The organism is Flavobacterium sp. JAS (assembly GCF_020991455.1).
GTDB lineage: Bacteria > Bacteroidota > Bacteroidia > Flavobacteriales > Flavobacteriaceae > Flavobacterium.
This window is the reverse complement of the sequence record NZ_JAJMOX010000021.1, coordinates 28239-51071: the sequence shown is the minus strand read 5'-3', so window position 1 is coordinate 51071 and position 22833 is coordinate 28239. Positions and strand designations below refer to the sequence as shown.

Here is a 22833-nt window from a genome sequence, read left to right as displayed (position 1 = left end):
GCTTATTGGTTAAATCAATTTGAAGGAGAATTACCTGTTTTGGATCTTCCGAGTTTTAAGACACGTCCTTTGGTTCAGACCTATAATGGGGCTAATATCAGTCATCATTTTCCGAAAACATTTTTAGAGGAATTAAAAGCATTCTCAAAAGCGCAGGATGTTACCTTGTTTATGACACTTATGGCGGGAATCAATACTTTATTGCATAAGTATTCAGGTCAGAATGACATTATAGTTGGAACACCAATAGCGGGTAGGGAACATCCTGATTTAGAGAATCAATTGGGATTATATTTAAATACACTTGCTATCCGCACGAGATTTGAGCAAGGAGGCAGTTTTTTAGATTTGGTATCTGCTCAGAAAAATACCCTTTTAGGAGCTTATGAACATCAGAGTTATCCATTTGATGCCTTGGTAGGCAAGTTAAATCTGCAAAGAGATCCAAGCCGTTCTTCATTATTTGATATTTTGGTTGTTTTACAAAACCAGGGACAATTGAATAATCTAAAAGGCGAAGAACTCAGAGATCTTGAGATGGGACCTTATGAATTTTCTAATGCAACAGCTCAGTTTGATATCAGTTTTACTTTCGTCGAATCAGAGGGATTGAGTTTAATGGTTTCCTATAATACAGACATCTATGAGGAATATCTGATCGAAAGAATGTTTACCCATTTTGAGAATTTACTAACACAATTGCTAAAGCAACCTGAAAATATTATATAAAGGTTAGAAAAACACCAAATAATATTGCTGTTGTTTTTGAAGAAACAAAACAGACGTATCAGGATACTATCCAAAAGAGGAGTTGAAAAACGGGTTAAAATATTGTTTGCCAATATTCTAACCCGTTCGTTTATTGTTGTTTTGTATACTATTTTCCGATGCAGAAATTAGCAATATATTATTTGTAAGGCCTGAGCCATTTTTAGGTACAAATGGGGTACAAATTTTAGCAAAATATCGCAAAAAAATCAGACTACTTTTTTGATGGGAATACAAAATTTTGTTAAAATGTAAAAACAGCCCATTTAAGAAAATATTAACCCAATAATTAAGTCAAAATTATAAGATTTAATTTTAAATATTTTTTTTAGTAAAAATAATTAATTCTTGTTTATTTATATGAAAACAAGTCATAAAAAATGAGATTCATGTCGAAAGTTTTTAATGTTGAACTTCGTTTATATATAATTTAAAGGCTATTTCATTTGTTTCCTTTACTTCAATTCTTAATCTTTCCCAACATGTTTTTAAGAGTGTTGAAGAAGCTTTCTTAACTCTGCTCTTTTTATGTAATTAAAAAAAATATGCGTTTTGCTTGTTATTATAAAAAATATCTTATATTTACAAACCGAACCAAACCAAACCAGACCAAGATACTGTGGAAATAATAGTGTTGAAGAAAAAATCAATATCCGACTTAGTCAAATCGATAATTCTATAAATTTTGCTAAAAATGATCTCATGAAAATAATAACTTTAATTTGGTCTTTACATTTTATTTTAATCTCTTGTGGCAACTCTCTGAGTAAAGTAGAATATGTTTTGAATGAAGCAGGAGATAACAGGGAAGAAATAGAAAAAGTCTTGGCATTTTATAAGGAAAAACAAACCGATAGCTTAAAATATAAAGCGGCCTTATTTCTTGTAGAAAATATGTCCGGTCGTAGTTCTTATCAAAAACTTCCGAGATTTGATGTTTTTTTTGATAGTATTGGTAAATATCCTAACAAAAGTGACTTAGATTATAAGAACCGCATGGACTACTTTAAAAATTGCCAAGATAGTGTCCACAAAATAAATAGTGAGTATTTTACTAAACTAGTTTATGACAGTCAATTGATAAGTTCAAAACACTTTATAAATAATATTGAATTAGCATTTAAAGCTTGGAACAGAATACCTTTGGATAGACGTGCCTCTTTTAATGATTTTTGTAATTATATTTTGCCATACAAAACACGTAACGAACCCATTGAAGAAAATTCTCGTTTAAAATTGTCCCAGCAATATAATTGGGCACTCAAAGAATTACTTGATGGGCGTTCTTTACAATCAGTAGTAGACTCAGTAAAAGCAAATTTCAATTATCATATTAATTTAAAGATTGACGAATTTTATCCTCAGCCGTTAAGTGTTAGCCAAATTGAGAATACCCGATTCGGAATTTGCGATGATGGCTCGAATTATTTAGTTCAGGTGTTTCGATCCCTAGGAATCGTGAGTACTATAGACAAAATTCCACATTGGGGAAACAATAGAAGAGGGCACTCTTGGCTGTATGTTAAGTATGGAAAGGATGAATATGCCACCGACGTTATTTCTCGGAATGATAAACTAAAAGAAATATATAAAAATGAAAGCATACCAAAAGTAATGCGGGAAACTTATTTTTTCAAGAATAACGATACTCTTTATCCCAATCAACAGGATGTCACCGCTGATTATATTAAAACAGTAAACCTTAAAGTAAAAAACTTATTTAACGCACCAAGTAATCAAGCTGTTTTATTTGTTTTTGATAGAGAAAAAGAGTGGCTACCTGTTTGTTCTGGAGAAATTAAGGGTTCAACTTTTTGCTTTATGACTATGGGTTGCAATGTTTTATATATGGCAGCTAGTGTGAAAAACGATAAAATTAGTCCTATAAATTATCCGTTTTTTATAAAAAAAAATGGCGCAATTTCTTTTTATAAGCCGAATACAGATACTATGATTTCTGTCATTTTGACCAGAAAAAATAGTCTTAGTACCCCCAGACTTTATCATAAGCGCAAATGGATAACCGATCTTACGGGAGGTGTCTTTGAAGGCGCTAATAACCCAAATTTTGCTAATCCAACTTTTCTTTACAAAATAGAAAATTTAAATAGCACACAGAGAAAGAACATTAAGTTGAAAACAGATAAAAAATTTCAATATATCCGCTTTTATGCGCAAGATGCTAAAAAATATATAGCCAAACTTATATTTTATGATGAAAATCATCAGCCGCTAAAAGGAGATACATTTATTAAAAACAATGTTGCCAACAGTGAATACGACAAGATTTTTGATCAAACAAACTCCTTGCAATTTGCAGGAGGTTTAGCACATTTCGAAATAGGACTTAAGTTTAAAAAACCGACGAGAGTCTACTCCATTACATTTCAAGCCAGAAATGACAATAATCATATAAATATAGGTGAAACTTATGAATTATTTTATTGGGATAGAGAATGGAAAAGCGCGGGCACTCAAGTAGCAATAGACACCTTATTGAAGTATAAAATTCCAGAAAATGCATTGCTTTGGCTCAAAAACAAAACAGTTGGCAAAGAGGAGCAGGCATTTATTATTGACAAAAACAAAAGACAATATTGGCTTGGATCTGATAATTATAAGTAGTGAAAAAAGACTGTGGAACAAGTCAAATATTTTAAGAATTAACAAAACTTTTAATAAGGTGAAAATTACAAAGAATATTAACCTTAATAAAAAATAACACAAAATTTATTATATAGTGTGTGGTTTATTTCAAGTAACACCTCTCAATTATTAAGATTTTTTTATCAATTATTAACTATTTTCAATTATTAACTTAAAAAAAAAATTATGAAACAATTTTTAACCAAAAATTTGATTTTAACGCTTACTATTTGTCTAATGACTAGCTGTTCAGAAGATAGTACAGTTGAATCTTTACCAGTTAGTATTAAATCTCAACTTAAAATTTCTAAAGTACTAGGTGAAAAAAATGAAGAAAATCAAAAAATAGCCTATGTATTGCTATCGAGTGAAGAAAAATACTCCCTTTGGTCTAATAAGTATGATGAATTACTAAATGATAGAACGCATTTAAAATCTCAAGGAATAATTTTAAATGATGAACAACAAGAATTAATTGAAGAGTTAAAAAATAAAATAACTAAGAAAATTTTCGAAGATAAAGATAGTGATGAAAAAGCTTATTTCAAAAATATCTATACACCAGATTTCCTAAAAAGGGCAAAAAAGGACTTTACTAAGGAACAGTTAGGTATAATTTTCTTTAAATTATCAGCACCTAATTCTAATACTACTTTAAAACAGTTGTCTACATCTCGAATAGCTAATTCTGAAGAAAACTGTGATTGCAATATAGGAGCAATTTTCACATGTCAATGGGGAGCTGACAGATGTAATGAAGCGTCTTGTGAAATTAAATCAAATGCATGTGGTTTTTTAGGGCTGTGGGAGTGTAATGGAATGTGTGCATTCTAATAATCGAGCAAATCAAAATTATTACATCAAATAAAAAAATTAACATGAAATACCTTTTCATATCTATATTGTTGGTGCTTTTAGTAAATTGTAAACTTAAAAAAGATGATTCTTCGGAGCGATTTAAACAATCAAAAATTAAAATAAGTTATACTACTTTTAATTTCGGAAAAATTACTATTGGCGATACGGTTAATTGTACATTCTTTATTAAAAATATATCAGAGGAAAAATTCATCATCGATACTGTCGGAACTAGCTGCGGATGTACAACTACAACTTTTACAAAAGATTCGGTACAAAAAAATGGTTTTGCTAAAATTAATATTCAGTATATCGCAGATAATGTTGGGAAAATCTCAAAATCAATTGTCGCATCTGATAATACCCAGCAAAGCTTTCATACATTTTATTTAAAGGGAAGTGTAGTTAGTCATTAAATGACTTTTAGAATTTATTAGATTTAATCATTCTTTCTAACTTTGATTTCACGTTGAAGTTAGAAAGATTTAAAAAAAAAAATTGTACAATAGTAAACATTTAATTGCAGTTTTTAATTTCATTAAGATGCTCATCCTATGCGCATTATTTCTTTACATTCCAGTAGTTGAAAATTTAGACTTTTACAATTCCACTATAATAGCGAAATTTTTTAGTTTTAATTATTTATTACTTGTTTTATTAGTAATACAATTATTTATTTTTTTAATTAACCAAAAAAGTTTTTGTCTTAGAATAAAAAAATTAGAAATATCTCTTTTTCTTATACTAGCCTTTATAATTATAAATAGATTTTTTATACAAACAGATTACGGTTTTTCCATTCGCTTTTTTGAAATTATTGGCTTATCAATCCTATATTTAATATTAAGAACTTGCAAAATATCATTTCTTATTCTGTTAATTGCAATAATAATTTTATCAGGAATAATCCAGGCCTTTTATGGACTATTACAAATTAAAGGGGCAGCACATGTATATAACTTTAATTTTATTATAACGGGAAATTTTTTAAATCCTGGCATCTATTGTGGTTTCTTAGGGATTATTTTTGTTATTAGTTTTGGAGTTGTACTATTTCAAAAAAAAATTAAAGATCATCTTTCTAAGGAGTATTCTAGTTATAGTAAATTGCTAATTACTTTAATTAAAATTATTGCAATTATTGCATTAACTATAATTACGATTGTTTACACATATATAAATTCCAAAGCCTCTATACTCGCTATAATTTGTGGCTGTTCAATAATTATTTTTCGCTCAAAAATTTTTTATTTAAAAAAAAATAAAAAAACAACAATTGCCTTAGTAATTTCTTTTATTTTATTATCTGTATGCTATTTCTCATTAACAAATAAAAAATCAGACTCAACTAGAGGAAGAATTTTTATATGGAAAATAAATACCCGAATAATTAAAGATAATATTTTTACAGGCATTGGATATGAAAACTCTAAAGCATATTATATGGATTATCAAGCTCAATACTTTCAAGAAAATGTAAGTACAAAAGATGAAAAAAGATTATCAGATGACATATATTATACTTTCAATGATTTTATTCAATATGTAGTAGAAAATGGCGCAATTGGATTAAGTCTTCTCGTATTGAGTATTCTCATTTATATACGTACTTCTGTAGAACATCACGTATTTAAAATTTTTATGACTGGGATAATTACGTCTATTATTGTTCTCGCTTTATTTTCGTATCCATCTCATATTTTGCCGATTAAAATGATTTTTACATTTTGTCTTGCATTTATTTCTATTGATAGTAAAGATGTTTTTTATGAAAAGTCTATAACAGTATTAACTAACACGCAAAGATTGTATATAAAGCTGTTAGTTTCGATAACCTTCATCGCTTGTCTACATACCATGCTATACTTGGGGAAATTACAATATTCTTATAAAATTTGGAATATAGCTATGATAGATTATGATAATAAAAATTTTACTGAAAGTAGCAGAAAATTTGAGGCTGTATCACATCATTTTAGAAAAAATGGTGATTTCCTTATGAATTACGGAAAAACCTGCACATTAAACAATCAAAATGAAAAAGCTATAGGAATACTAATTACTGCAAAAAAATATTTAAAAAATTCTATTATTGAAATTGCATTAGGAAATGCTTATCAATCTGTGGGAAATTATAGAAAATCTGAAGAATCATATAAAAAGGCCATTTACATGACACCAAATCGTTTTTATCCATTATATCTCTTGGCCAAACTTTATCAAAAAACAGGTCAGAAAATTAAAGCCAAAGAAGTTGCTCGCGAGATATTAAGTAAAGATGTAAAAGTAAATTCAACTGCAATAGAGGAAATTAAGGAAGAGATGAGTCAAGTGTTAGAACAATATAATCAAACATGAAACTACATGCAAATGACTATTTAACTGCAATAAATAATTTTAGTAATAAGTAAAACTATAATGAATAAATTCGCTACAAAAAGTAAAAAAATCAATTATCTAATTTGGTCAATCTTACTGATCTTCGTTTATATTTTGTCCCTAATAATATTTGATGGAAATCATATCTGGATGAGCTTCACTGTACAGATAGCTACTATTATAGTGACTTATCTATATGTAGAGATTAATAAAACAAAAATAATTATTGGATTCATAAACATTATACTACCTCTTATAACTTTGCTCTGGGTTCCATCTTTATTTTTCGAAGGTTATTCATATAGATTAATTTGGATTTATTTATTAATGGTACCTCTTCTTTATGTAATAACTTGTTTATTACATTCGCGCAAACATATTTTTTATTTAATATTACTCATTTTTCCTGTTATCACTTCCTTCCTAATTTTGCCAAACGTAATATCGTACAGTTTGAGTTTAGACATAAAAAAAGGAACTCAATTTCCAAATATTAAATTTGTTGATAATAATAGAAAATCATTTAAAATTGAAAACGACAAAATTATACTTTTTGATTTTTGGTCAACAAAATGTGGTATATGTTATGAGAAATTTCCGGATTTGGAAAGACTGTACCTAAAATACAAAGACAATAAAGATGTACAGATCTATTCCGTTCATGTACCATATCCGCAGGATAACTTTAGCAGTACACTAGAGCTAATTGAAAAATTGAACTATAAATTTCCAACACTTTTTGCAGTTTCAAAAAATGAAACAATGGAAAAATTAAACTTTAATAGTTTTCCTTATTACATAATAATTCAAAACAACAAAATAGTATATTCAGGATTTTTTGAAACAGATGAAGGTATAATAGTAGGTAATACAGAAAGGGAAATTGATCGGTTATTGGAGATTAATAAATAACATCTAGTTTGCAAAATTAACTTCGATAAAGTAAAATTTCAACTTAATGAATTTTGACATCAATTAGATAATCTAATGTTTACTCATTTTATTTAAGATTAATAGTAAAATAGTTGGAGGATTGGCCCATTAGAGCAAAACTGCGCAGAAATCTAGATCTTTTTTAGTTAAGATAAGTTCATAAAATTGAGTGAATTTATAAGGACTGGAATTTTATTTTAACCTCATAATAAACTATTTATTAACCGCCTTAGAAACGTGTAGAAGCTCATTCAATCCTTCTTTATCAAATAATATTCTGCCAACTTTGATATTGGACCATCCTTTTTTTAATTTATAGGTAAAAGTTGGCATATCATTAATCAATTCACAATCTAAATAAAATGTAGATATATTATTGTTAGTAATATCTCGTAATTCCTGGATATGAGTGGAAATAAAAAAATATGAATTATTATACTTACTAACACCATTTATTGTTGTTCTACAAATTTCCAAAGCGTCTTCAACATTTGTTCCACTGAAGAGTTCATCAAATACAGCAAAACATCTTTTTCCTTCAGCTGCTTGTAGAACAACATCTTTTAGATTAATAATTTCTGTCATAAAATGACTGTAGCCACTTAAAATATTATCACGCTTAGTAATTACAATTGAAAAATCACTACAAAAAGGAATTATTCCTTTTGATGCTGGAATGGCAAGTCCGAGATTTCCTAAATATATACATAGACTAATGGATTTAAGAAAAGTTGACTTTCCCGACATATTAGGTCCATTTAATACAATAACGTTACTGAAAGCTGTAAAGTTATTTTTAATTGGATTTTTTATTATTGGATGATAGAAATCATTCAAACTTATTTCTTTTTCTTTAAAAGTCGGAAACGAAAAATTTTTATTTTTTATTGCCACACTAATAGAACAATAAGATTCAAACAAAAATAAATCTTCCCAAAAGGCTTCGATCCTTTGTTCAAGCTTTAATTTCAGAATTTTATTGATTAATTCTTTAACATGTTTTCTTCTTAAACGCTTTTCTCTAATTATTAACTCATAATGTTTCAAGTCAAAGAATGAAAGAAAGGATAGAATTCTATTTAAATCTTTTCTATAAATTTCAGGAAAATCTTTTAAAGTAATTCTTGAAAAATAGACAGATTCCAGCCTGTTAAAAAATAATAACATTTGATGCAATTTATTATTTAAAAGAATTTCATCATCACTAGGACCTGAAAAGAGTAAACTCCTCCCTTTGAGATTTACTGCTTTAAAATTATTTAGGAAAAAGTGAACCTCGTTTAAATAAAGCACTGTATAAGAATAGCTCTCCAAAACCTTCATATTAGATCCGAAGGCCTTGAGAATATTTTGCCTTTCTATAATTTTATCTTCACTTATTAAGGGTGTTTCCAATAAATAAAGAATCTTATTTTTTGTGAAAGAATTTAAAGAATTATCAAATATAGGTAATATCTCATTTTTAATATTTAAATCCTGAATGTTATTCATTTTTAGTAATTTCAAGTTAATTTTAATATCTCCTCCAACGATTATTTCTCCTTAAAAATTAAGAATGTGACTGCATTAAATTTATGTAAAATTAGTTAAACCACAACACTAAAATTTAAGAATAAATAAAGTATGAATGGTAGATTTTTCCCTGCTGGCGCGAGAGTCTCGCTCGTGAATAACACTGCTGTCAGATATGATAATTGACATGACCTTACCTCTTAAATGATCAGTCGTATGCTGCTGAAAAAGTATTCTACCGAAGTTTCGAAACAATTGGCTTGATAGGCCTAACAAAAATATGATAAGATAAATGAATACCATATTTGGCTTAACAGACAAAGCAATGAGACAGATTCCTGATAGAAATCCGAAAGCATACCAGTTCGAAAATTTTTCATTTTGATTGCTGAAAACCTTGTGCAATATGACTGTAGCTAAAACAAATCCTAAGGTGTATATTTCGGGAAAAGTGACGAAGAGCCACTTTTCCCGAAATATACAGTTAGCTGCAAAATGTTGGTTTATTCTAATTATCGGTCGTGATTTTCGTTTTGTGCTTTTCGCCCCATTGAGTCAAAGCAGTAATAATATCTTTCAACGATTGACTGTAATCAGTAGGAAGATATTCTACTATTACAGGGGTTTGGTCCGCAAATACAGTTCTTTCCACCAAATGGTTTATCTCTAATTTTTTCAGTTCGCTTGATAGCATTTTTGCGGAAATACCTTTTACGGCTCGTTGTAATTCGTTGAACCTTGTATGTCCGCCTAAAATCGCAATCATAACCCGTATGGTCCACCTACCTCCAAGAACGTATATAGCGTCCTCTGTTGCTGATAGACGGTTTGTACATTGTACAGGTGAATACTCTAATTTATTCTTTGTCATTATTCTTTTTTTCGGGATCTACTAACCAAAAGGTTACTACTTACATTTTAGTAAGTACTCTACTTTAGTTAGTAAATATACATAATTTTGTAATGTCAAATTTTTAAAAATAAAAATAATGAAAGCAACAAAAATCAGTTATTACATTACAACCGGAATTATTTCCGCTATGATGGTATATATTGCGTTTGAGACCCTAACCAAACCTGAAGTAAAAGCATCAATGGCGCATTTAGGGTTTCCGGATTATTTTCGGATTGAATTGGGAATTACAAAACTTATCGGTGCGGTTTTACTATGGCTGCCCGTTAGATTGTTAAAAGAGACCGCTTACATCGGGTTCGCCATTATGTTCGTATCGGCTTCTATAGCACATTATGCAGTAGGCGACCCTGCGGATAAGGTTATCGCAGGAATTGTTTTTCTTGCAATTTTAATTGCTTCATACGTAAGCCACTATAAACTTCAAAACAATTAAAAATTATAGATTGAAATAATTTTTGACACACATTTAAATAAAGAGAAATATGATATTAGTAACAGGAGCTACCGGTCAATTTGGTTCAAAAGTAATTGAACATTTATTAAAAAAAGGAGTATGTCCTACAGGAATTTCGGTTTTAGTCCGAGATTCTGACAAAGCAATTAGTTTAAAACAAAAAGGAGTACATATTAAGGAAGGCGATTATACCGACCACGATTCGATGGTAAAGGCTTTTCGAGGAGTAGATAAATTATTGTTGGTGTCTAGCAATAATAGGGAGGCTATTGAAAACCGTACGTTACATCACAAAAATGTAATAGAAGCAGCCAAGGAAGCAAAAGTCAATCACATTGTATATACCTCCTTTGTTAGAAAACCGGGATATGAGGATTCAGCCATAGCAGATTTCCAAAATTCTCACGTTGAGTCTGAAAACTATCTAAAAGAAAGTGGAATTGACTACACTATACTTCAAAATGCTATTTATGCTGAAATGATACTCGCTTTTGTCGGCGATAAAGTGGCCGAGACTGAAAATATTTTGTTTCCTGCAGGAGAAGGAAAAGCAAGCTGGGTCCTTCGCGAAGAGTTGGCCGAAGCTGCTGCCCATGTTTTAACCACAGAGGATCATAAAAATAAAACCTATTCATTAACCAATTCCGAATCCATTGGTTTTAATACCATAGCTCAAAATATTTCTGAAGTATTAAATAAAAAAGTCAAGTACACATCCTTAGATGTTAATGAGTTTAAAGCTATTATGGAAAAAGCTGGCGTACCCGAAATGTACATTGGTATGTTCACTATGTGGGGTACAGCTATAGCTCAACAAACAATGGACAAAGATGATGATACCTTGTCCAATTTCTTAAATAGAAAATCAACTTCTGTAAGTCAATTTATAGCAAAGGTTTATAGTTAATCGCCTACTTTCAATTCAAAGGGTATCAAATTATTTAGCCTAAAGCTTAACGAATCTAAGTATCAAATAGAGGGAGAGCTATTTATAGATTGAATAAACTAAAGAAATTACATTGCTCAATGAAAGAAAAATATGCAGTTTCCGCAACTACAAGGATAGGGCACGTGCATCTAAAGGTGGTCGACCTTGATTGGTCTCTTACTTTGATAAAGATTTATTAGGCTTTGAACTGACGTCAACCTATGGAAAACAGGCCGCTTTTCTATCAGCAGGCGGTTATCATCATCATATTGGTCTCAATACTTGGCATAGCACTGGGTCACCATGCCCCCTATGAAGGGTGTCGGGCTATACCACACCGCTATCCTTTATGCCACAAGGAAAGAACTTGCCAAAATCTGTCATCGCATACGAATGGCAAAGTATCCGATGACTGGTGCGAGTGACAAGGGAGTTTCGGAAGCCCTTTATCTGAATGATCCAGACGGAAATGGTGTAGAACTTTACTGGGATAGACCAAAGAAACTTTGGTCGTACGACTCCGACGGGTCAATTAATATGTTAATTAAAGAACTCGACCTTGGTAATCTATTTCAGGAACTTGACTGATAAAGGAATATTGAATTATGAATAATTAATGCTGCCTCTTTTTCCTTTACTTGATGAATTAGTTTACGAAAAAACGTTCAGATGAGCGATATATAGAGCCGAACAGGGCAAGTTTCTAAACCAAAATTTAGCGGTACACTATTGCCAAACTATTTCGCCATATTTTGAGACCGTGCGTCCACTATTCAGTCCAAGTCGTCCAGTTTTAATCCTACTGAAATGTGCCCTTGTTGAATAACTTAATGATATAAGAGAATGGATATTAACAATAAGATAATAGCTGTTTTTACAGTAAAAAAACAGGAATTAATAACACCACATTACATTAGAATTACTTTTCATATTCCGGAAAGATTAGTTGAACAACTTAAGAATGTAAAAGAAGGTTCTAATAATAAGCTGTTCATACCATCAAAAGGGACTAATAGTATTTACTTTCCAGATGAAGAAAAAAGTTATACCGTTGAAGAATCAATTGAGCAGGTAAGAACTTATACCAACCGAAAGATAGACTTGTTTAACCGAGAGTTAAAGATAGACTTTGTCTTGCATGAAGATTATGGGCCTGCATCAAGCTGGGCTTCTAGAGCGAAAGTAGGTGACAAATTAAAAGTCGGAATGAAACAAGGTACAAAACCACTTGTCCCAAAATCTGACCGATACTTACTTATAGGTGATCATACAGCACTTCCGGTCATAAGCTGCATTTTAGAACAACTACCCGATGGTGTGGAAGCGGAAATCCTTTTGGAAGTCTACGGTGTAAAAGATGAAATACCTTTACCTTCAAATGCAAGGACTCAAATAACATGGTTGCATAACCCGCATCCTGAAAAAGGAAGTTATCTAGCAAGTATTTCAAAAACTATGCTGCGAGATAAAAAAGAAAATGAAACATACATATACATAGCTGCTGAATTTGAAACTGTAAATAAATTGAGGAATTATTTAAAAAATAGATTAATATGGGACAGTATAAATTACGCTGCTGTATCATATTGGACGGCGGATTAATCAAGTTTAGCAAATTGAACTATATTTCATCTAATTCCATGTGAATTCAAACCGGCGCATTATGACAAAACCACAAAAAGAAACTCCTAATTATGTTTACATAGCCATCTTATCAAGACAAACAGCAGGAATTCGAAAAAACATCTCAAAGAAATTGATAGGATCGAAAAACAAGACCTGATTATTTTAGATGATTTTGGATTGCAATCATTGGAAAATCATAAAAGACAAGATTTTATGGAGATTATTGAAGACAGACATCGCAAGCGCTCTACTATTATTATCTCCCAATTGCCTGTGGCTTCTTGGCATGAAATAATTGCTGAACAAACCATTGTGGAAATGGTACATTACTCACTCAGAATAGATTTATTAGGTGAATCATCGAGAAGGAAAAAATCAGAAAGCACAGCAGTTGTATAATTTAAATTAGTAATTTTAACCCATATTGAGATATACTCTTTACACTTCATTTACACTGCTCACTTTCATAGGAATATGCATTATATTATCTAAATATAATACGCCAACCAAATTTTCATTTATTTAATTAGCAGCGAATATAGGAAGAGCGTGCATATATTTTAAGGCCACGAAGCTTAAATTCTATCATCAGTGCTTATTACTTTAACAAAATAATTAATTAAGAAAAAATGAAAGAAAAAGAAATTAAAATAGCAGAATGGTTTTTACGGATTGCATTAAGTGCAGGATTTTTATCTGCCAGTGCTGACCGATTTGGCCTCTGGCCTAAAAATGTTTCGGCGTGGGGTAACTGGCAAAGCTTTGTTACATACACCCAAAGCTTAAATCCTTATGCTCCGTACAGCCTGATCCCATTGCTGGCCTATACTGCTACCGGTCTTGAAATTGCCTTGGGTATTTTATTATTGACCAATTTTAAAACAATTTGGATAGCCAGGGCAAGTAGTGCCCTGTTGTTATTATTTGCCTTATCCATGACAATTGCAATAAGCATTAAGACTCCATTGGATTATTCGGTCTTTACAGGCTCGGCAGCCGCATTTATGTTAAGCATAATTGTTCAGCTTAGACAAAATAAAAATAACCCAAATTAAAAGGTTGTGATACTAAATATTATTTTAAATTTAAATAGCTATGAAAAAAATAAAATTTAATTATGAGTCCTCCCCAAAAACTAGCAAGTTAAAACTGGAGAATCGGGCGTCAATTATGACAAAACACACATTTGTATAGTTTCTCAAGTGAAAAATGGGAAGCGGATATTGGGCATATCGTACAAAAAAATTAATTTTGTTAATACGTCCAACTTTTTGGGGGCAGTTCAAGGTACATCTCCAAAGATTTTGGCAAAAGAACTCAAAGATTTGGAATTAAATGATTTTGTTAAGCGTACTGTGCATCAGACCATTCCAGTTAGTGTTGTTTATGAGGTAACTGATTATAGTAAGACCTTGAAAAGTGTAATACACGAGCTAAGTAACTGGGGGAAGATGCATAGAGAAAAAGTCAAAGAAAGCATGAGGAAATAAAATCGTAAGTGACTAGATTCAGACGAAGAAACTAAAAATCTTTGTATAATTCTCAGTATTTTATTGTAGAGGAGGGTCACCTGAACTTTAACTTTAAGTCTTTCGATGTTGGGCGATAACAATCTTCTTGAAAAGTGGGGCATCTATTGGATCACTTTTTCCTAGTCTTTTGCCTTTTTCAAAGTTGTGGAGTGTTAACTTGTCGTAAAATTAATAGATAGTAAATACTTCGGATCTAACTTTACTGGTATATTTCAAAAAAACGGTATTAACTTTTTGTGGCAGAAAAGGTATTCACTCCATTGGATTCGGGATTAAAAACAACTACAAAGGGCTGGCATTATGGCTTACCCTTTGTAGTGTAAAGCTTAAAAATTTATAATAGCATAACGGAAGTATGACTAATTCTGTGTTTTTTATTAATTAGAAACCTGTTCTAATTCTATCAATTGTATAGGTTCAAGCATCAGTTCGTTTATTTGCGATGCAAAGTTTTTGAAGTGCGCTGTGTTTCCGTGGGCTTCAAAAGCTTTGTAATCTTTAAACGCCTCGCGCATGTAAAATGTACTGGCCTGATTTTTATCTTCAAAAAGAATATACTCCAAACATCCTTCTTCTTTACGGGTGGGAGTGATGAGTTTTAATAATTCCTCCCGTAGTTTTTCCCGCTTGCCGCTTTTGGCTTTTAGTACGGCCATAGTTATATAATTATTTTTCATGGTTATTATTTTAATTTAAATCTGTAAATATAATAAGGTGGTTTCCCTTGGTCGACACCACCCGTAAATGCAGGAGTAGTGTTCAATTGGTTGGCAGAAATATACATCCAGTTATCTGGACCCAGGTAAGTGTTATCTGGCCAAAGCAAAAGTGTATTGTCTTTTACAATATTGGTTAAAGTACCGTCGATTGCCAGTTTTGTAATGGCGTGCTCCTGCAAATTAGTAAAATAGTGGTTGCCCATTGCATCTGTTATTGCGCCATCGCTAAAGGTTTTTTTACCAGCAATTGTAATGGCTTCGCCAATGGTTTTGTCATTTTTGTTTTCCCTAAAAAGCTTTGCCGGAACTTTGTACCAGCTGGTACCGTTCATAGCACCAAAGAAAAGAGTTTCCCTGTCTGCCGAAAGAGTGATGGGATCTATAGCCACGCGTGCAGGTTTGCCGCCAAAGTTTATTACTTTGCCCTCTATAACCATATCTTTATCTTCTGCCGCCAATGTGTGATGACCACTAAAGCGACGGGCATTTTTTGTTTTCAGGTTAATAGCAATAATACCCGGATTGGCAATATCGGCAAGATAAGCCCAATTATTTTTCTCGTCAATGACAACATCTTGTAAAAATGAACCTTTAGGTGCTATAGAACCTGGTAATTCTATTTTTTCAATGACTTTATTGGTGTTGATGTCAAATGACCATAATCTGGTTTTTCCTAATTCAAGTCCCATATCAGTTACCCAGAGCCTGCCTTTTTTATCGAATATTAATCCCAACATGGCATCAAACTTGGCATTGGTGGCGGGCTGGTTGTTTTTTTGAAAACTTTCATTAGGGTAGGCAACAGCTTTACCGTTGATAATTTCTACCAATTGCATTTTTTGACTGCCCAGAGGATGAATGGTGGCAAACACACGTCCATTAGCAGATACGGCCACATCGCCCGGACGAATATCCATAGCTGCCACGGATTCTAATTGGGGTTGTGCAGTTGCAGTGTTTCCAAAATAATTAGCTGTTCCATTAATCCAATCGGTACGTGGCGGCGCAAAAAAATCAATGTCGAGGGTACCGTCTTCCAGACACTCAAACTCGTGTGGTATATTTGCCGGAATAATCAGTACTTCACCTGCTTTTACTGTGTAATCTTTACCTTGCATTGTTACTTTGACACTGCCTTTGGTAATGTAGGAAGTTTGCTCGTTAGAGTGATGATGTAAAGGGACTTTTGCTCCTTTGTCCATTTTAAATAGTGCCAGCATCCCTTTTTCGCCGTATACATATTTGCGTTGCAGTTGGGGCGCCATCTGTTCCCAGCCTTCATCTTCAAATTTTATGTGCTGTATTTCATTGGGCTTTTGTGCCCATACCGCTTGTACCAACATAGTGGAGAAGGTAATTGCAAGAGTTGCAATTTTTGTTTTAAATTTCATTCTGTTTTAATTTAATAATTAATGTTTTAATAAGAAGATTTTTTGTCGTTACTTTTGAACTTCGTGTTACGAAAACGTTGGTTGTTTTTAAGCAGTTCTACCGTATATCCGTCTTTTTCATCAAGTGATACTATTAGGTTTCCGTTTAGTAAGCCTGCTACCAAATGCCCTCCATATGTTTTATCATCGGCAATAAAATGAAAATGAAACGGAGAAAGATCGATACTGCTGAAGTATGGCGGGTTATAAAAGCCAACCAAAGTGCCCGTAATATTTTTGGCTTTGTACAAGGGCCTGTTTTTCATCAATACCGCAAGGCCTGTAGTGTCAGCTGATGCAATTTTTTCTGCGCCACCTGTGGTAATTTCAGAAAAACTGCAATTGATTTTAATGGCATAAGGCATATTCTGCGATGGCAATAAAGTAAGGAGTTTTTGTTGCAGTTGTTCTGCCGTTCCGTTAAAAGAAAAGGTAATTACAGTATCTTTTTTAAACTGAGCCAAAGAAAAAAATGGAGATTTTCGGTTGGTTTCTTCCACTACTTTTCCATCGGAGGCAATGCGATAAAAAATACCGTCTAAGGCAATTAATTCTCCATCTAAAAGATTATAAGTGCCAAGTCCAAAATTGCCTTTGGCTGTCAGATATTGAATGTTGTGTTCCCCCTCATAAATGCCGTTGCGCATTGCATCCATTACCGAGTAATGGTAGATGACATCATGTTGTTGTGCTTGGGCTTCAAAGCATAAAAAAGTTAAAACGGCGATGATTGGTATTAATCTCATAATATTTTTTTTAAAAGGAATGTTCCTCAAATGAAAATGTCCTTTATAATTGCCTACAAAAATTCGATAACGCTTTCCATCTGCAGACGCTCTTTTGGTTTAACAGCTGGCTGATTGCCATCTTCGGGGTTTCTATAGCCAATTGCAACTGCAAATAATGGCTTATAATTTTCGAGTTTTAAGATGCTTTTGTATTCATCGTTTTTAATCCCTTCCATGGGCGTACTGTCAATTTCCATATTTGCACAGGCACTTAAAAAAAAACCAAGAGATAAATATACCTGATGCTGTAGCCACGATTTAATTGCTGTTTCTGAACCGGTTTTTATAAACTGATTGTAATAACCAACAGCACCTTCTGGCAGGTTTTGATGAATTTGCGTTTCAAATTTTCCAATGTCGTCAATAGCGCTAAAAACTACCAAATGACTTGCTTCATTTATTTTCTGTTCATTGAAATAAGAAACAGCTGCCAGTTTACTTTTTATTTTTTCGTCTGAAACGAAAGTAAATTTCCAGGGTTGGCTGTTGATAGATGATGGGCTTAAGTGTAAAATTTCTTTTAACTGCTGGATTTTATCATCCGTAATTTTTTCGTTTGAATTGTACTTCTTTGTGGTATACCTGCTCTTTGCAAGATTTAAAAAACTCATATTTCTAAAATTTTAATTATACTATACTTTTTATCGTTGCAAACATAAGTATAGTTTGTTATCTTTGCAATAACGGTCAAAATAGATAGTATAAAAAAATGTATTGCATAAACGATAAAGAATATCCATGTAGCACCAGTCTGACTATGAAATATATAGGTGGAAAATGGAAATCAGTCATTCTTATTCATTTAATTGAAAAGAAACGCTACAATGAATTGAGAAAAGAATTGCCAATGGTTACGGAGCGAACCATAAGTTTGCAATTGAAAGAATTGGAAGAAGACGGTTTGATTATACGCACCGTACACACCACCAAACCACCTTTGAAAGTAGATTATGAGCTAACAGATTTTGGAAAAACACTCATTCCCTTACTTAAAGCGATTGCTAGTTGGGGAAAAGAAACAGCTAAAAACAACAAAAGGATAGTTGTTGTGGAATGAGCAGGCTGTTGCTAAAGATAACAGCAGTGGTTGCAGAAGTTAGATGAATATGATTTAAACATATTTTAATTGATTTTGGGAGTGTTTCAGATTAGGTGTTTTAGTATAATAGCATTGTGAGATTGGAAAAATGGGCGGCTCAGACCAGAGTCTTTTAGCATAATTTGACGACTACTTTTAGAATGTGTTGACCAATGTTATTCAATTTAAAGTGATCATCATAATTTGGAATTAAATCTAGTATAAATTATTGTGAGTCAGACTCTATTTTGTAATTATATTAATATGAAGTTCTACGAAATAGACAATAAAATTTAGAACCGAATTTAGGAGGTCATTCCATTTTAACATATAATGGTCAATTAAACTGATTTTTCCAGTGTATTGCTTTTGCTTTCTTTTGCATATGTCTTTCTTAAAGGAAAGTCCTTTTTTTGCGAATTAACACTTTCCTTTGGGAAAGTGCTATCATATTGTAAGTAGGTTTGCGATAACTTTGTTATTATTTAAAATAAGATTTTCTTACATATGATAATAACGCAATAATGGATAAAAATAGAAAATTAAAACTAGGAGTACTTATCGTTGGTAAGGGATTGAACCGCTCATCATGGCGGCATCGGGAAATGCCATCTGATGCCAGTGAGAACATTGATTTTTATATACAACAGGCCAAGTTTGCCCAGGACGCAAAATTCGAGACCTTGTTTTTAGTAGATAAAAGCCATGTTGGCCCGGATGATATCCCGTATTATCTCCGCATGTTCGATGGTTCAACTCTAATGTCTGCCATTGCTATGGCGACAAATCAAATTGGGCTTTCATTCACGGCTTCGTCGTCTTATTCCCAGAAAAATTTAGTCAATAATGAAAAATAAAATAGCTTATTCGGTATTAGAACCTGCATTTGTATCGCAGGGTAACACTTTTAAAGAAACATTAAACAATTCGCTCAAGTTGGCAAAAGTTGCAGAAGCGAATAACTATCATCGATATTGGTTTGCTGAGCACCATAATTTAGATTCAGTAGGTAGTACCGCTACTTCTATCCTTATCGGGTATGTAGCTGAAAACACAACCCATATCCGTGTAGGTTCAGGTGGTATCATGCTACCAAATCATTCACCACTGATTATTGCTGAACAGTTCGGTACATTGGCGCACCTTTATCCAGAACGTATTGATCTGGGGTTGGGCAGGGCTGCAGGTACGGATACGGCAACAGCTCAGGCCATACGGTCTGATTTTATGCGGGCTGTCCAATCCTTTCCAACTGAGGTGAGCAAAATTGAAAATTACTTTTCAAAAGATAACAGAACTTCACCAGTAAGAGTTGCTATTGCTGAAGGTACCGATGTTCCCTTGTATATTTTAGGATCAAGTACAGAAAGCGCACATCTGGCAGCAGCAAAAGGGTTGCCCTATGCATTTGCAAGTCATTTTGCTCCAACACATTTACATAATGCACTGAACATTTATGAGCAAGAATTTCAATCTTCCGCAGTTTTAGATCAACCTTATACAATAGCCGGGATAAATGTAATTGTAGCCGATTCTGATGAGGAAGCGGAAAGATTATTTACCTCACTGATTCGTATGTACTATGGTAAGCTAATTGGAGACAATCAACCTCTACAACCAGCAACAGAGATGACAGAGGAACTGAAGACTATTTTTGAATATTCAAATGTACACCAGATGTTAAAGTTTTCATTTATTGGAGATAAAGTAAAGGTTAAAAAGCAAGTAAAATCCTTTCTGGAAGAGACAAAGGTAGATGAACTTATGATAGTTTCTATTATTTTTGACATCGGGGATCGTATAAAATCCACAGTACTTTTTGCTGAGGTAATGCAGGAGATTAACAAAGAGCTTTTTAATTAAAAAGATAAAATATTATGGCACACAACAATATGTACTTCGACTGCTTAAATACTATAAAACCGGTTAGGGATACACTTGATGTGATTAACGGCAAATGGAAGTTACCAATCATTATTTCTATAGGGTTTGGAAATAGCCGCTTTACGGATATCCAGAAAAGCATTTCTGGAATTACACCGAAAGTAATAGCCAAAGAGCTTAAGGAGCTTGAGCAGCATAAATTGATATCACGAACAGTTATTGATGACTATCCAATTAGGATCATCTATGGATTGGAACCTTATGCAGATACATTGATGCCAATAATCTATGCGCTTAAGGATTGGGGTATAAATCACAGAAAAAAAGTTACCGAGAGATGAGTTCTTTTGTTTTCCTGACAAATAAGCTATTAAAGAGGTTACATCTTTCATTTATTTACTCGTTTAAGAATATGGATAAAGATACTATAGGTAAGTGTTTCAGATTTTTTTTATAAAACAACGATATAATTAACTTGAAAAGATTAGGTTATAAAATTATAAATTCTGATTCATAAAAAGAAGCTGGTTATCTCTTCTTTTTTTTGCTTTTAAAAAGCGTAAAAAACGCTTTAGTTGTGTCTTAGTGAATCAAATTAGCTCATAAAAATAAAATATAGTTTTTGTAATGGAAAATGCATAAAGAACGGATTTCAATATAACGGAAATCAACAGTAGTATTCTAGTAGTCTCTTTTTTGTACCAAAATAATGTGAGACCATTGGAATAGTAATTTTTTGCCCGTTTTGAGATACCTCGTATGGGAAGTACCTTTTATCCTAATTTCAGAGAAAAGCCTTTCAGTAACCTTGTTTTTACTGAAAGGCTTTTGTAATATGCTATCCTAAGTAGGTAATTCTCGAGCCAAATTATAGTCTCACTGACTAAATTAGGTAAATTTAGATGATGGTTTATAGTTAAATATTATTTAATCTCTGTAATAAACGCCTCTCTAGGAGTCCTTACTTTCTTAAGATTAACGAGCCAATCGTTTTCTTCTTCCCTATACCCGATAGGCAGCATTACGACACTTTTTAATCCCTTTTCAGTTAGTTCTAATAACTTATCCATTTCAGCAGGTATAAAGCCTTCCATTGGTGTTGCATCCACTTTTTGTTCCGCAGCGGCAACCATTGCCAATCCCAACGCTATGTAAGCCTGATGGGCTGAATGGTTACTATGCCATTCGTTGCTGAGGGGCTCATACATACCCCAAACTGTCTTTTTGTAGTCATCCATAGCATTAGCCGGCAACCCTCTTTCTGCAATTGTTCTGTCCCAAACCTTATTCATTCTTTTAAGTGAATAGCCGTCCCAGGCGGCAAAAACTATTAAATGCGAACAGTCCGTAATTTGACTTTGATTCCATCCAAATGATCTTATCTTTTCTAGTATTTCTCGATTACTAATTACAAATAATTGATAAGGTTGTAATCCAGATGATGAAGGAGTTAGTCGAGTTGCTTCTAAGATATAGTCTAGTTTTTCTTGTGGCACTATATTTCCATTCATTTTTTTTGTGGCGTAGCGCCATTTTAAGTTCTCTAACAAATTCATATTTTTTATTTAAGATTATTGAACTGCAAAATTCGATTTTATTTGTTTACATTTGTCACTTATTGATAAAAAGTAACAGTAACATTTAGGTAACCAACTGAGACATGACGACAAGAAAATATGATAATTACGATTGTAAAAAAACAATTATGGCAGTACATGATGCTATGGATGTTCTTAATGGCAAATGGAAAATTTCAATTGTAGCTGCACTTTGCTTTAATAAGAAAAGATATTCTGACCTTTTAAAAGATGTAAGAGGTATATCAGGTAAAATGCTGAGTAGAGAGCTAAAAGAAATGGAATTAAATCAGCTTGTTAAGCGGACAGTGTTAGATACTCGGCCAGTAACTGTAGAATATGAACTTACCGATTATGGTCAAAATTTAAAAATAGTTATAAAAAACCTAGCTATGTGGGGTCTTGAGCATCGTAAACAAATTATAGGAAAGTAATACTCAACTCAAAATGGCGGGAGTGCTAAAATAAAGTATACTGTGAGTGTTACGGGAAACTCTGGAAGTAATTGATGGAAAATGGAAATTGTCTATCATAATTTTAGTAAGTATAGATAACAGCCGTTTTACTGAAATTCAAGAGAGCATTTCTGGATTAACTTCCAAAGTTCTATCTAGAGACTTAAGGAACTCGGACAACATCAACAAATTAAAAGCGTCGTAATTGATTCATATACTATAAAAATATCTTACATCTTGGAACCTTATGCGGATACATTAAAGCCAATTATATAATATATGCAATGAAAGATTAGGGATTAAACCACTGCGAGAATTTTTTTGAGATTAAACAAGTATAGTGTTAAAAA

General features: G+C 32.4%; 26 protein-coding genes. 19 read left to right on the top strand and 7 right to left on the bottom strand.

Annotated elements, in window-relative coordinates:
• The 6 genes from LPB88_RS23045 to LPB88_RS23020 form a co-directional block, all read left to right on the top strand.
• On the top strand, positions 1-729 hold a 729-nt coding region (locus LPB88_RS23045; protein WP_230718025.1), incomplete at its 5' end, for a condensation domain-containing protein.
• Positions 730-1320: 591 nt separating this feature from the next.
• The gene (locus tag LPB88_RS23040; protein WP_230718023.1) at positions 1321-3393 is read left to right on the top strand and encodes a hypothetical protein; all 2073 of its coding nucleotides are present in this window, start codon (positions 1321-1323) and stop codon (positions 3391-3393) included.
• Positions 3394-3600: 207 nt separating this feature from the next.
• Entirely contained in the window at positions 3601-4248 is a 648-nt protein-coding gene (locus LPB88_RS23035; RefSeq protein ID WP_230718022.1) for a bacteriocin fulvocin C-related protein, read from the top strand.
• Positions 4249-4292: 44 nt separating this feature from the next.
• Positions 4293-4688: a DUF1573 domain-containing protein gene (locus tag LPB88_RS23030; RefSeq protein ID WP_230718020.1), complete on the top strand. Its 396-nt coding sequence runs from the start codon at positions 4293-4295 to the stop codon at positions 4686-4688.
• A gap of 82 nt (positions 4689-4770) precedes the next feature.
• Entirely contained in the window at positions 4771-6630 is a 1860-nt protein-coding gene (locus LPB88_RS23025) for an O-antigen ligase family protein (protein ID WP_230718018.1), read from the top strand.
• 474 nt (positions 6631-7104) lie between these two features.
• Positions 7105-7563 carry a TlpA disulfide reductase family protein gene (locus LPB88_RS23020; RefSeq protein ID WP_230718016.1) on the top strand — a complete coding sequence of 153 codons (459 nt, stop codon included), beginning with the start codon at positions 7105-7107 and terminating at the stop codon, positions 7561-7563.
• Positions 7564-7797: 234 nt separating this feature from the next.
• On the opposite strand, the gene LPB88_RS23015 is transcribed toward LPB88_RS23020, so the two are convergent.
• Both LPB88_RS23015 and LPB88_RS23010 read right to left on the bottom strand, forming a co-directional pair.
• A complete protein-coding gene (locus LPB88_RS23015; protein ID WP_230718014.1) occupies positions 7798-9075 on the bottom strand; it encodes a hypothetical protein in 1278 nt (425 codons plus the stop codon).
• Between the two features lie 529 nt (positions 9076-9604).
• A complete protein-coding gene (locus LPB88_RS23010) occupies positions 9605-9967 on the bottom strand; it encodes a helix-turn-helix domain-containing protein (protein ID WP_230718012.1) in 363 nt (120 codons plus the stop codon).
• 118 nt (positions 9968-10085) lie between these two features.
• Between LPB88_RS23010 and LPB88_RS23005 the strand changes: the two genes are divergently transcribed.
• The 7 genes from LPB88_RS23005 to LPB88_RS23925 all read left to right on the top strand — a co-directional run bounded on the left by LPB88_RS23005 (position 10086) and on the right by LPB88_RS23925 (position 14510).
• Entirely contained in the window at positions 10086-10445 is a 360-nt protein-coding gene (locus tag LPB88_RS23005; protein WP_230718010.1) for a DoxX family protein, read from the top strand.
• A 49-nt stretch (positions 10446-10494) separates the two neighbouring features.
• Complete coding sequence (locus tag LPB88_RS23000) at positions 10495-11373, top strand: SDR family oxidoreductase (protein ID WP_230718008.1); 879 nt, start codon at positions 10495-10497, stop codon at positions 11371-11373.
• 429 nt (positions 11374-11802) lie between these two features.
• The gene (locus tag LPB88_RS22995) at positions 11803-11982 is read left to right on the top strand and encodes a hypothetical protein (protein WP_370635909.1); all 180 of its coding nucleotides are present in this window, start codon (positions 11803-11805) and stop codon (positions 11980-11982) included.
• A gap of 255 nt (positions 11983-12237) precedes the next feature.
• A complete protein-coding gene (locus tag LPB88_RS22990) occupies positions 12238-12996 on the top strand; it encodes a siderophore-interacting protein (RefSeq protein WP_230718003.1) in 759 nt (252 codons plus the stop codon).
• Between the two features lie 111 nt (positions 12997-13107).
• Positions 13108-13419 carry an ATP-binding protein gene (locus LPB88_RS22985; RefSeq protein WP_370635912.1) on the top strand — a complete coding sequence of 104 codons (312 nt, stop codon included), beginning with the start codon at positions 13108-13110 and terminating at the stop codon, positions 13417-13419.
• A gap of 230 nt (positions 13420-13649) precedes the next feature.
• Positions 13650-14075 (top strand): MauE/DoxX family redox-associated membrane protein, encoded by a 426-nt coding sequence (locus tag LPB88_RS22980; RefSeq protein WP_230718001.1) that lies wholly within the window; start codon positions 13650-13652, stop codon positions 14073-14075.
• Between the two features lie 147 nt (positions 14076-14222).
• Entirely contained in the window at positions 14223-14510 is a 288-nt protein-coding gene (locus tag LPB88_RS23925) for a winged helix-turn-helix transcriptional regulator (protein WP_370635908.1), read from the top strand.
• Positions 14511-14929: 419 nt separating this feature from the next.
• On the opposite strand, the gene LPB88_RS22975 is transcribed toward LPB88_RS23925, so the two are convergent.
• Genes LPB88_RS22975 through LPB88_RS22960 form a run of 4 tightly spaced genes read right to left on the bottom strand, consistent with a single transcriptional unit; the run spans position 14930 to position 18100 of the window.
• A complete protein-coding gene (locus tag LPB88_RS22975; protein WP_230717999.1) occupies positions 14930-15229 on the bottom strand; it encodes a putative quinol monooxygenase in 300 nt (99 codons plus the stop codon).
• A 5-nt stretch (positions 15230-15234) separates the two neighbouring features.
• Positions 15235-16662 (bottom strand): L-dopachrome tautomerase-related protein, encoded by a 1428-nt coding sequence (locus tag LPB88_RS22970; RefSeq protein ID WP_230717998.1) that lies wholly within the window; start codon positions 16660-16662, stop codon positions 15235-15237.
• Positions 16663-16688: 26 nt separating this feature from the next.
• On the bottom strand, positions 16689-17447 hold the full coding sequence (locus LPB88_RS22965) for an acetolactate decarboxylase (RefSeq protein WP_230717997.1): 759 nt from the start codon (positions 17445-17447) through the stop codon (positions 16689-16691).
• A gap of 53 nt (positions 17448-17500) precedes the next feature.
• On the bottom strand, positions 17501-18100 hold the full coding sequence (locus tag LPB88_RS22960; RefSeq protein WP_230717996.1) for a nitroreductase family protein: 600 nt from the start codon (positions 18098-18100) through the stop codon (positions 17501-17503).
• 98 nt (positions 18101-18198) lie between these two features.
• Here LPB88_RS22960 and LPB88_RS22955 point away from each other — a divergent pair, with 98 nt between their 5' ends.
• The 4 genes from LPB88_RS22955 (at position 18199) to LPB88_RS22940 (ending at position 20792) form a co-directional block, all read left to right on the top strand.
• Entirely contained in the window at positions 18199-18546 is a 348-nt protein-coding gene (locus tag LPB88_RS22955) for a helix-turn-helix domain-containing protein (protein WP_230717995.1), read from the top strand.
• A gap of 545 nt (positions 18547-19091) precedes the next feature.
• A complete protein-coding gene (locus LPB88_RS22950) occupies positions 19092-19424 on the top strand; it encodes an LLM class flavin-dependent oxidoreductase (protein WP_230717994.1) in 333 nt (110 codons plus the stop codon).
• Entirely contained in the window at positions 19411-20430 is a 1020-nt protein-coding gene (locus LPB88_RS22945) for an LLM class flavin-dependent oxidoreductase (RefSeq protein ID WP_370635911.1), read from the top strand. The genes LPB88_RS22950 and LPB88_RS22945 overlap by 14 nt, the downstream gene beginning before the upstream one ends.
• A 14-nt stretch (positions 20431-20444) precedes the next feature.
• The gene (locus tag LPB88_RS22940; protein WP_230717992.1) at positions 20445-20792 is read left to right on the top strand and encodes a helix-turn-helix domain-containing protein; all 348 of its coding nucleotides are present in this window, start codon (positions 20445-20447) and stop codon (positions 20790-20792) included.
• Between the two features lie 582 nt (positions 20793-21374).
• On the opposite strand, the gene LPB88_RS22935 is transcribed toward LPB88_RS22940, so the two are convergent.
• Positions 21375-22007, bottom strand: coding sequence for an NAD(P)H-dependent oxidoreductase (locus tag LPB88_RS22935; protein WP_230717991.1), 633 nt, complete (start codon positions 22005-22007; stop codon positions 21375-21377).
• Positions 22008-22156: 149 nt separating this feature from the next.
• Between LPB88_RS22935 and LPB88_RS22930 the strand changes: the two genes are divergently transcribed.
• Both LPB88_RS22930 and LPB88_RS23920 read left to right on the top strand, forming a co-directional pair.
• Positions 22157-22462 (top strand): helix-turn-helix domain-containing protein, encoded by a 306-nt coding sequence (locus tag LPB88_RS22930; protein ID WP_230717990.1) that lies wholly within the window; start codon positions 22157-22159, stop codon positions 22460-22462.
• A gap of 46 nt (positions 22463-22508) precedes the next feature.
• Positions 22509-22688, top strand: a complete 180-nt coding sequence (locus LPB88_RS23920; protein ID WP_370635907.1) for a winged helix-turn-helix transcriptional regulator — start codon at positions 22509-22511, stop codon at positions 22686-22688.
• Positions 22689-22833: the final 145 nt, after the last annotated feature.